Source organism: Anaerobacterium chartisolvens (assembly GCF_003337415.1).
Lineage (GTDB): Bacteria > Bacillota > Clostridia > Acetivibrionales > DSM-27016 > Anaerobacterium > Anaerobacterium chartisolvens.
This window is the reverse complement of sequence record NZ_QPJT01000009.1, coordinates 69,075-82,473: the sequence shown is the minus strand read 5'-3', so window position 1 is coordinate 82,473 and position 13,399 is coordinate 69,075. Positions and strand designations below refer to the sequence as shown.

The 13,399-nt window shown below is 43.1% G+C and carries 13 protein-coding genes; 10 read left to right on the top strand and 3 right to left on the bottom strand.

What is annotated here, in order from left to right:
• The first annotated feature begins 20 nt into the window (after positions 1-20).
• The 9 genes from DFR58_RS09395 to mnmA all read left to right on the top strand — a co-directional run bounded on the left by DFR58_RS09395 (position 21) and on the right by mnmA (position 8,900).
• Positions 21-1,187: a S1C family serine protease gene (locus tag DFR58_RS09395; RefSeq protein ID WP_114297587.1), complete on the top strand. Its 1,167-nt coding sequence runs from the start codon at positions 21-23 to the stop codon at positions 1,185-1,187.
• Positions 1,188-1,212: 25 nt separating this feature from the next.
• Positions 1,213-3,168: a copper amine oxidase N-terminal domain-containing protein gene (locus DFR58_RS09390; protein WP_114297586.1), complete on the top strand. Its 1,956-nt coding sequence runs from the start codon at positions 1,213-1,215 to the stop codon at positions 3,166-3,168.
• A 39-nt stretch (positions 3,169-3,207) separates the two neighbouring features.
• Positions 3,208-4,515, top strand: a complete 1,308-nt coding sequence (locus DFR58_RS09385) for a replication-associated recombination protein A (protein ID WP_114297585.1) — start codon at positions 3,208-3,210, stop codon at positions 4,513-4,515.
• The gene (locus tag DFR58_RS21830) at positions 4,512-4,676 is read left to right on the top strand and encodes a hypothetical protein (RefSeq protein ID WP_170138100.1); all 165 of its coding nucleotides are present in this window, start codon (positions 4,512-4,514) and stop codon (positions 4,674-4,676) included. The genes DFR58_RS09385 and DFR58_RS21830 overlap by 4 nt, the downstream gene beginning before the upstream one ends.
• Positions 4,677-4,733: 57 nt before the next feature.
• Complete coding sequence (locus DFR58_RS09380; protein WP_114297584.1) at positions 4,734-5,021, top strand: YkuS family protein; 288 nt, start codon at positions 4,734-4,736, stop codon at positions 5,019-5,021.
• Positions 5,022-5,488: 467 nt separating this feature from the next.
• Positions 5,489-5,944 carry an RrF2 family transcriptional regulator gene (locus tag DFR58_RS09375; RefSeq protein WP_114297583.1) on the top strand — a complete coding sequence of 152 codons (456 nt, stop codon included), beginning with the start codon at positions 5,489-5,491 and terminating at the stop codon, positions 5,942-5,944.
• Positions 5,945-6,072: 128 nt separating this feature from the next.
• Positions 6,073-7,254, top strand: a complete 1,182-nt coding sequence (gene nifS / locus DFR58_RS09370; protein WP_114297582.1) for a cysteine desulfurase NifS — start codon at positions 6,073-6,075, stop codon at positions 7,252-7,254.
• A 42-nt stretch (positions 7,255-7,296) separates the two neighbouring features.
• The gene (gene nifU / locus DFR58_RS09365; protein WP_479722736.1) at positions 7,297-7,746 is read left to right on the top strand and encodes a Fe-S cluster assembly scaffold protein NifU; all 450 of its coding nucleotides are present in this window, start codon (positions 7,297-7,299) and stop codon (positions 7,744-7,746) included.
• A gap of 62 nt (positions 7,747-7,808) precedes the next feature.
• Positions 7,809-8,900 carry a tRNA 2-thiouridine(34) synthase MnmA gene (gene mnmA / locus DFR58_RS09360; protein WP_114297580.1) on the top strand — a complete coding sequence of 364 codons (1,092 nt, stop codon included), beginning with the start codon at positions 7,809-7,811 and terminating at the stop codon, positions 8,898-8,900.
• 47 nt (positions 8,901-8,947) lie between these two features.
• Here the strand turns inward: mnmA and DFR58_RS09355 are convergent, their stop codons facing one another.
• Positions 8,948-9,520: a Uma2 family endonuclease gene (locus DFR58_RS09355; protein ID WP_114297579.1), complete on the bottom strand. Its 573-nt coding sequence runs from the start codon at positions 9,518-9,520 to the stop codon at positions 8,948-8,950.
• Between the two features lie 107 nt (positions 9,521-9,627).
• Entirely contained in the window at positions 9,628-10,425 is a 798-nt protein-coding gene (locus tag DFR58_RS09350) for a histidinol-phosphatase HisJ family protein (RefSeq protein WP_114297578.1), read from the bottom strand.
• A 279-nt stretch (positions 10,426-10,704) separates the two neighbouring features.
• On the opposite strand from DFR58_RS09350, the gene DFR58_RS09345 reads away from it, so the two are divergent.
• Positions 10,705-12,141: an aminopeptidase gene (locus tag DFR58_RS09345; protein WP_114297577.1), complete on the top strand. Its 1,437-nt coding sequence runs from the start codon at positions 10,705-10,707 to the stop codon at positions 12,139-12,141.
• 74 nt (positions 12,142-12,215) lie between these two features.
• Here the strand turns inward: DFR58_RS09345 and DFR58_RS09340 are convergent, their stop codons facing one another.
• The gene (locus DFR58_RS09340; protein WP_114297576.1) at positions 12,216-13,298 is read right to left on the bottom strand and encodes an LCP family protein; all 1,083 of its coding nucleotides are present in this window, start codon (positions 13,296-13,298) and stop codon (positions 12,216-12,218) included.
• Positions 13,299-13,399: the final 101 nt, after the last annotated feature.

Genomic DNA, 13,399 nt, shown 5'->3' with positions numbered 1-13,399 from the left:
AGAATTTGGAGGAGCATCTGATGAAAAAAAGACAGGCATGTGTTATAGCAACGGCGGTGTTAGCAGCTTTATTCATAGCTGTACAGCCGGTAAATTCATTAGCTTCAGGCATAAGCATATTCGTAAACAATGAGCTTATCGGTGAAGCCGGACAAATTAACGGGGAGCTGTATATTCCGGCGAAACAGCTTGCGGATAGGCTTGAAGCGAATATGAGGCTGTCCGCCGATAAAAAAGCATTGTATATTGAAAGAAGTGAAAATAAAAACACAACAGCTCAGGTGATAAGCAAGGTAAGTCCTTCTGTCGTCGGAATAATAGGAAACGTCAAGCCCGGCAGCAGCTCATGGGAGGATGGAAGCGGAGACGGCATGGCTTTTGGGACAGGTGTTATTTTTAAGTCCAACGGATATATTATAACGAATGCCCACGTTGTTCAGGATATGGAAAACATAATTGTAGTGCTGTCCAACGGGAAGGCTTATCAGGCGCGTCTTAAGGCACTGGATGACAGGACTGATCTTGCCGTTATAAAAATTGATAAAGGTGCTCTTACTCCTGCAGTGCTGGGAGATGTATCGGATATACAGGTGGGAGAAGAGGTTATTGCAATTGGAACCCCTCTGTCCCTTTCGTTAAGAAATTCCGCTACAAAGGGCATAATAAGCGGACTGAACAGATCAATACAGAGCGATTATAAATTCATCCAGTCGGATGCGGCAATAAACGGCGGCAACAGCGGCGGGCCGATAGTTAATATGCAGGGAAAGGTTATCGGAATAAACAGTGTAAAGTATACCGGCATCGGTGTTGAGGGGCTTACCTTCTCAATACCCGTTGATACCGTTAAATATGCAATAGATCATTTTATGAAGTACGGAGAGATAAGAAGGCCGTATTTAGGGGTGTTATTTATGGAGGGCATAGCCGCCAGGTACGGGCTTCCGTCTATGGAGGGGCTGACTGTAACCGAGGTTGAAAAGGGCTCCCCTGCTGAAAAGAGCGGGCTTATGGCGGATGATATAATTCTTAGCATAGATGGAGAGGATATTACTGCAATTGTAGATTTTAATGAGAAAATGAAAAGCTATCTTCCGGGCAGCACCTGTGTTTTTAAAATAAGCAGGGATGATGTGCAGTCGGAAATAAAAGTGACCTTCGGAGATGAGAAGGCCGGCGCTAAATAATTTTTAAGAGAGGAATACTATATTTATGAAAAAAATAATTTCATTTGCAGTCTGCCTTTTCATGCTGTGCCTCTGCATTATGCCTGCGGCGGCAGAAAGCGGCGATATTCTGGAGATAAAGCTTCAGCTCGGAAGTGATAAGCTGTTGATAGACGGACATACATACCCATGTCAGGCTCCGTATACAAAAAACGGGGTGTTTTTTGTTCCTCTGAGGTCTGTTATGGAGGCTTACGGCGCAGAGGTTAATTTCCTGGGAAAAGGGAAAGTAAATATTGTATACAGGGATGTAATGCTGGATATGCTTGTGGGCAGCGCCGATTACAGTGTGAACGGAGCCGGGAAAAAGCTTTCTTCAGCTTCCGAGTACGTAAACACTATAGCCATGGTTCCATCGGAGCTTGTGACTGAGAATTTCGGAGGGCGGATGGCAGTGGCAAAGGATAACAAAAGCTTTACGTTTATTCTGGAGGATGACGGAGCAATAAGCGATTTTTCGACTGTTATAGGGAGCATTTCAAAGCCCAGGATTGGAAACAGCTATTTCGGCTGGAGCATGAGCATACCCAAGGGCTCTCAGATAGTCAGCACAAGCTTTTCCTCAAGGGATATCTCTGTAGCAAACCAACAGAGGGGAATTGCAATTGATGTTTCTGTAGGTGTTGACAGGGGCAAAAAGCTTGAGGATATTGTAAATGATATAAAGCTTCAAAAGAAGAGCTATGGCATGGGAGGCGAAAAAAAGGTTGTTGACTGGTCGATAAACGATACCGCAGCACCATCTTATGCGGAAATACTTGCAAATAGCCACTATAAGGGCTCAGTCCTTCAGAGAATATATATATCGGGGGGATATGTCTACAGCCTTGAAATTTCCTCGTATGAGGAGATTAATCCGGGAAGGCTTAAGGAAAATGTGTTCTGTAAGTCTGTGGTGAATTCCTTTTCACTTGGATTTAAGGGGGACGAAAAGGATGTCTACGACACCTCGAGAGTATCCGGCGGGACAGCGAGGCTTGAAGACTCTGTTTACGGATTTTCAATCGACGTGTTCCCCGAATGGGACTACATTAATGACAGGTACTTGTATGACCCTTACTCATTGATGGTGGGCTCTGATATGAAGGAGTATATGTCGATATCGCCTCTGTCTGTGGGTAAGGTTGAAGATATGAATAAATATATAGAGGAAATAAAGCAGGGCTACTCTTCTAATTTTAATTCCAAATATTACAGGTTTATAAAATCTGAAGAGCTGGAGCTTGGGGGTCTGAAAGTAAACAAGCTTTGCTATGAGATTGACTTTAATGGAAACAGGTATGTTTTTGAGGAAAACCTGTTTATGCAGGGCAATGTGCTGTTCGATATTGAAATAAAATGCCCAGAAAGCAAGTATCAGACTAATAAGAACAAATATAACAGCATGATTTCATCCCTTAGGTATAGTGCAAAGAACAGTGAAGAGGATATAAGCAGGATTATTAATTCTAATGAGGACTCCGATTCCATAAACAGAGTGGGAAAGAATGATGACATTACAAATTACGAGGACAAGAGCGGAAATTGGAAGCTTAAGCTTCCCGGATACTGGACGGCCTCGGAAAGCTATGACGAAATGTCTGTGACATTTGGAAACAGCAGGAGTAATATATATATGTCGGTTGAGTCTATAAAAAACACTGCAATTACAAGAAATCTTGAGGATGAAAACAAATTCAGATCGGTGTCATATTTTACGGCGGACAAGGATAAAGTCAAGCTTGTGGGCAAGAAAACTATAAGTCAGAAGGGTGCTTCTATCCGAAATTATACTTACAGGTATCAAAATGATACCGATGAGGTATACGCGGATGTTGAAATTTATGTTATGGACGGAAAGGATTATTCCTACTGCCTGTACTATATGGTGCCCGACCTCTTTGCCTCTGAAAAGAATGTGAAGGAAATACAGGATATATGGAGCTCCTTCAGCTTCAAGTAAAAACCGGCTATATAATTAATGTGTTTTAAGGTGAAAACTATGATTGACAGAAAAGAACCCTTGGCCTATAGGATGAGCCCTCGCACAATAGAGGATTATGTGGGGCAGCAGCATATTATAGGCCCTGGAAAGATGCTCTACAGGATGATTAAGGCCGATCGCATATCGTCAATATTGCTTTATGGCCCTCCGGGAACGGGCAAGACATCTCTCGCAAGGATTATTGCCTCTACCACCCGGGCAAACTTTGAAAAGCTCAATGCCGTAACGGCAGGAGTTGCCGATATTAAGAGAGTTGTTTCGGATGCCCAGAATCCTTTGTTAAATCCCAAGGGAAGGACTGTGCTGTTTATAGATGAAATACACAGATTTAACAAGTCGCAGCAGGACGCACTCCTCCCATATGTAGAAAACGGGACAATAGTGCTTATAGGAGCCACTACCGAAAACCCTTTCTTTGAGGTCAACAAGGCGCTTATATCAAGATCCTCTGTTTTTATGCTGAAGCCATTGACTGAGGAGGATATAAAAAAAGTGCTGAAGAATGCCGTTTGCGATGCAGACAGGGGCTATGGCAGCTATGATATAAATTTTGACGAAAATGCTCTTTCATACCTTGCCGCAGTGTGCGGCGGGGATGCCAGAATAGCGCTCAATTCCCTTGAGCTTGCCGTTATGACGGCTCATCCCGACAGTACCGGTGCAATTTGCATTAACTTAGAGACAATTGAGGAGTGTGTGCAAAAAAGGGCGGTGACGTTTGATAAGTCCGGTGAGAGCCACTACGATAATATAAGTGCTTTTATTAAGTCCATGCGGGGAAGTGACCCTGATGCGACGGTTTTCTATCTGGCAAGGGCTATTTATGCGGGAGAGGATGCTGAATTTTTGGCCAGACGGATTATAATTTGCGCCTCCGAGGATGTGGGAATGGCAAATCCCAATGCGCTTATGGTGGCCGTTTCCGCCGCTGAAGCCGTACGCATGATAGGAATGCCCGAGGCAAGAATAATATTGTCTCACGCGGCGGTGATGGTTGCGTCGAGCCCTAAATCCAACTCCTGCTATGTGGCTTTAGACAATGCCCTTGAGGATATAAAGTTAAAGCGCACGGGGGAGGTTCCCATGCATTTAAGGAATGCGGCGGCAAAGGGAATGAAGGAGCTTGGGTATGGAGAGGGATATAAGTACGCACATGATTATCCGGGGAACATAGTGCATCAGGAGTACCTTCCGGAGGAAATGAGGGGTACGGTTTACTACAAGCCCTCCTCAAACGGCTATGAAGCGAGAATAAAGGAATGGCTGGACAAAAGAAGGAGCTTTGGAAAGGGAGAAAAGGTATGATAAGAAGAATTGCCGCATTTGTGCTGTTAGCAGGCTTTGTGCTGCTCATTGTCAATATTTTGTTTATAGGATATCACAGAACAGCAAGTCTCACTGTCTATGCCATAGTCGCAGTGGCATTTATAATTTCAATAAGCATATTCCCAAAAAATAAAAAATGATTTTGAATACGACAGTTATGTTCGGCTAATAACTATAAATACATGCATTAGCCGGAGGTGGTATTTATAATTATTGCCGTTCAGAAGCATTTAAAGGATGTTATAGAGGGGCTTAAGCTAAAAGGGCATCAGGTAGTTGATCCTGAGAGCTATAATTATCCCATAGACGCAGTGGTGTATCAGGGAAGCTCATTTGAGATGTCATACATCTCAACAAACAACATGCCTCAGCAGAGCATGGGACAGAGGACCAGCTATGGAGTGTTCATGCTGAACTGTCAGGGCAAGAGCATTGAAACAATAGACAAAATGCTGCGAATGCGGTGCTATGAAAGCCTGATTTAAAGGGGCCTTGGTGCGCCCTCGTAGGGAATGCCCCCCGTGGCATTCCGCCTTAGTGCGCCGTAACACCCGCTGGGGGCACGGAACGCCACAGGGGGCGGCAGGCTGTGTGAAAACTATTTTGAATGAAATTGTAAAGCTTTGTCCTTGCAGAAAAACAGCGGAGGAATCTTGGGGACGGATCTTATGCTTCCGTAGCGCAGCGTAGGACTGAAAGGAAAGCAGAAGAACCGTACCCCATGATGCCGCAGCGGTGGCAAGCTGCAATTTTCCAAACAATTTTAGGGTTTTCACACAGTCTGGCGTTCCGTACGAGTAAAAGATGAAATTCGGTATTGACAAGTAATTAACATAGTGCTAACCTTATAACATGAATCCCAAGTATTATACTTGGGATTGAAAAGAGGGCCTCAATATTTAACATTATTTTATAAGCTATAGCTTTGCTTTGGATACTAGGAGGGGTGAAAATGAAGCTTTCCACAAAGGGAAGATATGGACTTAAGGCTATGCTGGATTTGGCACTGCACGATTCGGAGGGTCAGGTGGCCTTGAAAACCATTGCTGAGAGACAGGGACTTTCGGAAAATTACCTGGAACAGCTTTTTGCAATTTTAAAAAAGGCAGAGCTTGTAAAAAGCATACGGGGAGCACAGGGGGGGTATATCCTTTCGCAAACTCCCGATAATATAACCGTAGGATCTGTTTTAAGGGCTCTGGAAGGTTCTCTTGCCCCTACCGAGTGTGTTACCGACTCTTCCGAACCACTCTATTGCAGCAAGTCGGGAAAATGTGTTACAAAGCTTGTATGGGAAAAGATAAGGGACAAGGTCAATGAGGTGGTGGATTCCATGACTCTGGCCGACCTGCTTGAGGATTATAGAAAAGCAAACAGTGGTGATGAATTTTTCACCTATTATATTTAAATATACCACTGTAAAAACTGTCGTATAAGAAGCTCATTTTAGTGTTTAGCTGTCTTATATGGCGGGAATAAATAGAACAAAACAAAGATGGGTTTAAGCAGCTTAATATTTTTTTAAGGAGAATATATATGGAGGATAAATTTATTTATTTTGATCACGCGTCAACAACTCCTGTAAAGCCTGAGGTACTTGAGGCCATGCTTCCATACTTTACCCATAAGTTTGGAAATGCGTCTTCGATATATTCTATAGGGAGGGAGAGCAAAAAGGCTATTGAAGAGGCAAGAGACAAGGTGGCGGCGGCGATTGGGGCTCAGCCCAGAGAGATATTTTTTACCGGCTCGGGTTCCGAGTCCGACAACTGGGCAATAAAGGGAGTGGCATATTCAAACAAGAGCAAGGGTAATCACATTATAACCACTGCGATAGAGCATCACGCAGTGTTGCATACCTGCCAGTACTTGGAAAGCGACGGCTTTGAGGTTACCTACCTGCCGGTGGATGAAAACGGGCTTATAACCGCAGAGCAGGTGAGGGCGGCGATAAAGCCTACAACTATACTGATAACGGTAATGTTTGCAAATAATGAAATAGGGACAATACAGCCCATAGCTGAAATAGGCAGCATTGCAAGGGAAAAGGGAATTTATTTTCATACCGATGCTGTACAGGCAATCGGTAATATCGACATAAAGGTTAATGACATGAATATTGACTTGCTTTCCCTTTCAGCGCATAAGTTTTATGGGCCGAAGGGCGTAGGTGCATTGTATGTAAGGAAGGGTGTCAAGCTTGCCTCTTATCTTCACGGGGGAGCACAGGAGCGAGGCAGGAGGGCCAGCACGGAAAATATTGCGGGGATTGTGGGCATGGGCAAGGCTATAGAGCTTGCGTCAGCTAACATTGAAGCTTATAATAAAAAGCTTGTTGATTTAAGAGACAGAACAATAGACGAAATTACTAAAAAAGTTCCTTTTATAAAGCTTAACGGTGACAGGAACAAAAGGCTTCCCGGGAATGTTAACTTTTCTTTTCAGTACATTGAGGGAGAGTCGCTGCTGTTAATGCTTGATCTGAAAGGTATTGCTGCCTCAAGTGGATCTGCTTGCACCTCAGGGTCTTTAGATCCGTCTCATGTGCTTCTTGCCATAGGGCTGCCGCATGAGATTGCTCATGGCTCCCTGCGGATAACCTTTGGGGAGCAAAACACCCATCAGGATGTCGATTACCTTATGGAGGTGCTTCCAATGATTGTGGGACGCTTAAGAGAGATGTCTCCTCTTTATGAGGCACTTGCAAATAAGGCTTAAGCGTTGATTAAGCCTACTTAAATGAATATAGAAAGAAGGAATATTATGTATAGTGATAAGGTCATGGATCACTTTATGAATCCAAGAAATGTAGGAGAAATAGAAAATGCCGACGGAGTGGGTCAGGTTGGAAATGCAAAATGCGGAGATATAATGAAAATGTATCTTAAGATAGAGGATAATATAATCACAGATGCAAAATTCAAAACCTTCGGATGCGGAGCCGCCGTTGCAACAAGCAGTATGGCTACAGAGCTGGTTGTAGGCAAGACTGTGGATGAAGCACTTATGATCACAAATAAGGCTGTAGCTGAGGCTTTAGACGGTCTGCCTCCTGTAAAAATGCATTGCTCCAATCTTGCGGAGGAAGCAATACGTGCCGCCCTTGAGGATTATAAGAAGAAAAACGGGCTGCTTGACAGCTCCACGGAATCCACTGCCTGCAGCAGGAGATGCGACGACATACACCATCACCTTGAAGAAGAAGACTGATGATAATTTGGGCTACGGGATGCGGGTATTGTAAATAATATATTTGAAACGGAAGATATATAATGGCAAAGAAAAGTGTTATGGTTGGTATGAGCGGCGGCGTGGATAGTTCTGTAGCTGCCGCTGTATTATTGCAAAAGGGTTATGAGGTTATAGGAGTAACAATGCAAATATGGCCTGATATGGACGAGGAGGTCCAAAAGAGCGAGGGGGGCTGCTGCTCTCTCTCTGCTGTTGATGATGCCAGAAGGGTTGCGGACAGGCTTGGAATACCCTATTATGTTATGAACTTCAAGGATGTATTCCAGCGCAGGGTTGTGGACTATTTCAAGGAGGAGTACATAAAGGGGCGGACTCCTAACCCGTGCATAGCCTGCAACAGGCATGTCAAGTTTGACGCAATGCTTAAAAAAGCTGGAGCCATGGGCATAGACTACATTTCTACGGGTCATTATGCTAAAATTGAGTACTGTGAAAAGCGGGGGAGATTTCTTCTGAAAAAGTCGGTTACAGATAAAAAGGATCAGACCTATGCCTTGTACAACCTTACGCAAGCTCAACTGGCAAGGACGCTGATGCCCATAGGTGACTATACTAAGGACAGAATAAGAGAGATTGCTGCCGAAATAGGACTTGCTGTAGCCTCTAAGCCCGACAGTCAGGAAATATGCTTTGTAGAGGATAATGACTATGCTTCATTTATAAGCAAAAACACCCAGCACAGAATTGTGCCGGGCAATTTCGTAGATGTTTCGGGAAATGTCTTAGGAAAGCATAGGGGAATAGTGCATTATACAATAGGGCAAAGGAAGGGGCTTGGGATTGCCTTTGGGAAGCCTATGTTCGTTGCGGAAATAGATGCCGCGTCAAATACCGTCGTATTGGGTGATGAATCAGAAGTTTTTTCTACGGGGCTTATAGCAGAGGACATGAATTTTATTTCAATTGACGGCCTGACGGATGAGATGAGAGTAAAAGCCAAGGTAAGATATTCGGCATCGGAATTATGGGCAAGCATTTACCCTATGGAGGGCGGGAGAGTAAGGGTAGTGTTTGATGAGCCTGTAAGAGCCATAACTCCCGGCCAGTCGGTTGTGTTTTATGAGGATGATATTGTGGTGGGCGGAGGCACTATTTTGAGCAGGGCACATTAAAAGCACGCCTGCTTTTTTTGCCCTATGGGGCAAGGATTACTCTCTAATTACTCTCTATCAAAGACTGGTTTTAGGTCAATATTAAGGTCTGGGAAAATTGATACTGTGATTTTATTTTCCTCTGAGTATATCTCAGGTCTGCCATAACTGCCATTTGACTGTAGGATAAATACACTTACAAGCTTTTGATCAGGCTCTACAATCCAATACTCTTTTACTCCGGCCTTTTCATACTTATTGAATTTTATAAGCTTGTCGATTTTGCCTGATGCCGGAGACAATATCTCAATAATCATGTCCGGTGAGCCGCTGCAACCTCGTTCATCAAGCTTTGAACTGTCGCAGACAATTGTTATATCAGGCTCAACCACATTCTTAATATTGCTGTCAGCCTTTTTTACATCTAACCTCACGCAAAAGGGTGCAGCAAAAACACGGCATGTTTTGCCCTTTAAATAAGTATGAAGCTGTGTGGATAACTCCATTGATATTTCCTGATGTATTCTCAAAGGTGCGGCTTGCATATAAGGCACTCCGTCAATAATCTCCCATCTTTCACCTTCAGGCCACGTTAAATAATCGGCATAAGTATATTTTCTTTCTTGATTTGGTAATGGCATTGTTAAACACTCCTTTCATTCACCGTTTTTAATATTTAATGGATTGAAAATATAAGCTTTATATATAATGATATTTTACCCAATCTGCTGCTGTGGCACAACATAATTTATATACGGTCAAACACAGCCCGCCTCTTTTCAAAATGAGCTGTATATTTAACTCCCAGGCTCTGAAGAGCGGCTTTTACAGCCGGAAAGCTGTGCCCTATGTGCTCTCGGCAGTGGGCGTCAGACCCTACCGAAATTATTTCTCCCCCAAGCTTAATATAGCGCTCCACGATGTCATAATCAGGAACTGGAGAGCCAAGCCCCACTCTGTAGCCCGAAGAGTTTATTTCTATTCCTTTTCCGGAGGAAATAATTGTCTTAAGTATCTCGTCAAGTATTTCGTGGTAGTCGGAATATCTTAGCGTCTTGTCGTCATAACCACCATATCTTCTGACATAGCCTATATGTCCTGCAACATCATAATCCTTAAAGCTGGAAACGCAGTGCAACACCGCCTGTAAATACCTCATAAACGCCTGTTGTCTTGTTTTTCCGTTGAAGTAATCTCCATAGTAAGGGTCCTGACCATCTATTACATGTACTGAGGATATAACAAAATCGAAGTCATATTTCCTCACTATTTCCAGCGACGGCTCTATTGTATGTGGCTGTATTCCCACCTCTATACCCTTTAGCACCTTAAGCTTTTTGCGGTATCTTTCCTTTACCGAGTCCATGCAATGAGAATATACTTCAAAGTCTATGTCAAAGTCGGGGCTCTGGTGCGGATAGTCAATGTCAAGGTGATCTGTAAAGGCAAGACCGTCAAGGCCTGCTTCCATAGCCTTTGTGCAGGCATCCTCCACAGGCATTTCGCTATCTCCCGAAAAATTGCTGTGTACATGGCTGTCAATCATCAAATACCTCCGATAAATATTAATAATTGTTATTGCATAAAATAAATACTTAAGGACTGCTATTTATATGTTAGCATTTTTGGAGGGGCAATCTCAACAAAAACAATTTATTTTAATAAAAATATCTGGTAAAATTATAGTCAACGCACTCTAAAACTCAATATAAAATTTCGTTAAGAGTGCGTAGAGTATATGAGATAACGAACCTTTAGATAAAAGAAAATGTTTAGTTTTACAGTTCGTTATCTATATTTATAATAAATTTTGGAGGACATGATAATGAAGGAAAATAAAACCAAGGGACAGGAGCTGCAGGAAAAGCTGGCTCATAGCTTTGAAAACGCGTGGGAAAAGCAGAATAAGAATGATGAGAAGAAGGTTTTTGAGTTCTCTGAAAATTATAAGAAATTCCTTGACATAGGAAAGACAGAAAGAGAGTTTGCTGCGGAGGCCGAGAAGTCTGCCATATCCGCAGGCTTTATATCAATTGATAAGGCAGTGGGAGACAATAATGCCTTAAAGCCGGGAATGAAGGTGTATGAGGTTATAAGGGGAAAATCCATAATGCTTGCCATAATAGGGTCAAAGCCCCTGCGTGAAGGTGTTAATATAATAGGAGCTCACATAGATTCTCCCAGAATTGATTTAAAGCAGAATCCCCTATATGAGGATACAGGCATGATATTCTTAAAAACCCACTATTACGGGGGAATAAAAAAATACCAATGGGTGACAATTCCTCTGGCGCTTCACGGTGTAATAATTAAGGGTGACGGCTCATGTGTAAGCGTAAATATAGGCGAGGACGAAAAGGACGAGGTTTTCACTATTACAGATTTGCTCCCGCACTTGGCGGCGGACCAGATGCAGAAAAAAATGAGTGAGGGAATAACGGGGGAGGGCTTAAATGCACTGGCCGGCTCCATTCCCTATGAGGATGAAAAAGTAAAGGATAAGATAAAGCTTAATGTGTTAAGGCTTTTAAACGATAAATACGGTATAACCGAAGAGGACTTCATTTCAGCCGAGCTTGAGCTTGTGCCTGCATTCAAGGCCAGAGACGTTGGCTTTGACAGAAGCATGGTGGGGGCATACGGACAGGATGACAGGGTGTGCGCATACGGTGCCCTTATGGCTCTTTTAGATACCGAAAGCACGGAAAAAACGGCGGTATGCATACTCACCGACAAGGAGGAGATAGGCAGCATGGGGAATACCGGGGCGGAGTCGGTTATATTTGAGAATTTTATTGCCTCCCTGTGCTTTTACACCGATAACAGCTATTCCGATATTGTGCTTCGCACATGCCTTAAGAACTCCCGTATGCTTTCGGCGGATGTAAATCCCGGGGTGGACCCTAACTATGAAGGGGTGCAGGAAAAAAGAAACGCCTCATATTTAGGAAAGGGCCTTGTTGTGCAAAAGTATACCGGCTCCCGGGGAAAATCGGGAGGAAGCGATGCAAATGCCGAATATGTAGGGTATGTAAGAAGGTTATTTAATAGCAACGGGATAATATGGCAGACCGGGGAGCTTGGAAAGGTTGATCAGGGAGGGGGAGGAACAATAGCTCAGTATATAGCCAATCTGGGTGTGGAGGTAATAGACTGCGGAGTGCCCATATTGTCTATGCACGCACCCTTTGAGATAACAAGCAAAATAGATATATTCATTAATTACAGGGCGAACAAGGTATTTTACACCGCGAAGGAATAATTTTATCCCTCCGGACGTCAAACTGCCCTCTATCCTTAATGGACAGAGGGCAGTTTGACGTCCGGCATACATTTCTAGGCTTTGGGCTTAGGGGACTTTTTTATACTGGATTCACTGTTTGAAGGATTGTTTTTTGTGTAGCTCTTTTCTTCAGAGGGCTCTTTAGCCGTGCCGGTATAGCCTTCATAATAGCTGCCGCCTGTTACGGGCTTGCTTGCGTCAAATACTCCCTCTGCATTGAAGCTTTCAACCATCATATTGCCTGTCTCATACCTGTCATGTATATAATAGGAAATGGAATCTATGTACTGCGCTTCGCCGGGGAGAGTAAAGAAGCTGACGTTTTCCGGCTTAAAACTGTTTATATTCTGTGCAAGGCTTAATATCTCACTTAAGGTCATGTTGGTTTTAAGGCTGTCAAAAATTTTCTCTAAAACAGAATTGAATTTATGTATATAGAGTATTGATGCTTTTTGCCTTATAAGCTCATTTATAAGGTTTTGCTGCGCCTCAATCCTCTTTATGTCGGAGCCGTCATAAAACGCGTTAACCTTGCGGTTGTATCCCCTGTATCTCATGAATTGCTCTGCCTTTTTTCCGTCTAAGTTCTGTATTCCGCGCTTGAGATGAATGTGCAGCCCCTGAGTATCATCGTCATAGTCCATATCTGCCGGAACATAGAAATCCTGTATGCCACCTAGCTCATCAATGATGTTTCTGAAAACTGCCGTATCTATATACACAAAATACTTTACATTAACGTTAAGGAGATTCTGCACGGTGTCTACAGCGGCTTCAGCCCCTCCGCTGGGATAGGCAAAATTTATTTTTCTGTGATACCCCTTATAAACAACTCTGGTGTCCCTAGGAATGGACAAGATACTGGTCTTTGTTGTATTGGGGTCAAAATTTACAAGCAGTATGGTATCGGTGTTGCCGTTTACCTTATCTCCTCCCATCACCAGCACATTTACAGGCTCTCTGGCTTTTGCCATTCCGCTCATAATACCTCCTAAGCCCGACGACTGAGTTAAATCTCCTTCGGCAGAGGTGCTTTTTGAACTGGTGTTTATGTACCCAATCATTATAATGCCTACAGCAAAAAGAAATGTCATAATTATTGTTGTTGTAACCAGAGAAAATTTTGTTAAGCTCATATCAAACCTCTTATGTCGTTAATTTATAAATGCATTACATATAATTTTAAAAGCCATTTTAAGTATAGACCAAAAATAAAATAAATTGTTTAACAATTTAT

Coding starts and splice junctions, on each gene's coding strand:
- DFR58_RS09395 (WP_114297587.1), top strand. CDS start 21: ATGAAAAAAAGACAGGCATGTGTTATAGCAACGGCGGTGTTAGCAGCT.
- DFR58_RS09390 (WP_114297586.1), top strand. CDS start 1,213: ATGAAAAAAATAATTTCATTTGCAGTCTGCCTTTTCATGCTGTGCCTC.
- DFR58_RS09385 (WP_114297585.1), top strand. CDS start 3,208: ATGATTGACAGAAAAGAACCCTTGGCCTATAGGATGAGCCCTCGCACA.
- DFR58_RS21830 (WP_170138100.1), top strand. CDS start 4,512: ATGATAAGAAGAATTGCCGCATTTGTGCTGTTAGCAGGCTTTGTGCTG.
- DFR58_RS09375 (WP_114297583.1), top strand. CDS start 5,489: ATGAAGCTTTCCACAAAGGGAAGATATGGACTTAAGGCTATGCTGGAT.
- nifS (WP_114297582.1), top strand. CDS start 6,073: ATGGAGGATAAATTTATTTATTTTGATCACGCGTCAACAACTCCTGTA.
- mnmA (WP_114297580.1), top strand. CDS start 7,809: ATGGCAAAGAAAAGTGTTATGGTTGGTATGAGCGGCGGCGTGGATAGT.
- DFR58_RS09355 (WP_114297579.1), bottom strand. CDS start 9,520: ATGCCATTACCAAATCAAGAAAGAAAATATACTTATGCCGATTATTTA.
- DFR58_RS09350 (WP_114297578.1), bottom strand. CDS start 10,425: ATGATTGACAGCCATGTACACAGCAATTTTTCGGGAGATAGCGAAATG.
- DFR58_RS09345 (WP_114297577.1), top strand. CDS start 10,705: ATGAAGGAAAATAAAACCAAGGGACAGGAGCTGCAGGAAAAGCTGGCT.
- DFR58_RS09340 (WP_114297576.1), bottom strand. CDS start 13,298: ATGAGCTTAACAAAATTTTCTCTGGTTACAACAACAATAATTATGACA.